Source organism: Sphingobacterium bovisgrunnientis, from assembly GCF_009829085.1.
Taxonomy (GTDB): domain Bacteria; phylum Bacteroidota; class Bacteroidia; order Sphingobacteriales; family Sphingobacteriaceae; genus Sphingobacterium; species Sphingobacterium bovisgrunnientis.
The window spans coordinates 1-403 of sequence record NZ_WUQY01000169.1; the positions used below are offsets into that span (position 1 = coordinate 1).

The following is a 403-nucleotide window of genomic DNA, read 5'->3' on the forward strand; positions in this document are numbered from 1 at the left end:
TTTTTACAAACGGTTTTGACAACCCATTGAACGCCACGCTGGCTATAACGCGAATCAAAACCTTTGCCTTCTTTGCTATTGCCTGTGAATAAAAAGGTAGTAGGATGTTCTGCTGAAATATAACTTTTTAACCCTCTAATAAGGTGCTCAGAAAGTGGAACATAGCGGTCTTTTTTGCCTTTACTTTGAACAATATGAAGGAGCTTGCGATCAAAATCAAGATGTTTTAAGGCTAGATTACGTACTTCCATACAACGCAGACCACAGCCATAAATTAATCCAATCAATAAACGATGTTTAAGTAAATCCGCAACACGAAGCATACGCCAAATCTCTTCCCGACTCAAGATAACAGGAAGCTTTTTCTCTTTGGAAATAGACGGTAGATGAAGATGGTCGTACG

At 39.0% G+C, this 403-nt stretch carries 1 protein-coding gene; it reads right to left on the reverse strand.

What is annotated here, in order from left to right; genetic code table 11:
• Nucleotides 1-403: tyrosine-type recombinase/integrase (locus tag GOQ16_RS17365; RefSeq protein ID WP_160070448.1), on the reverse strand; the 403-nt coding region annotated here is incomplete at both ends.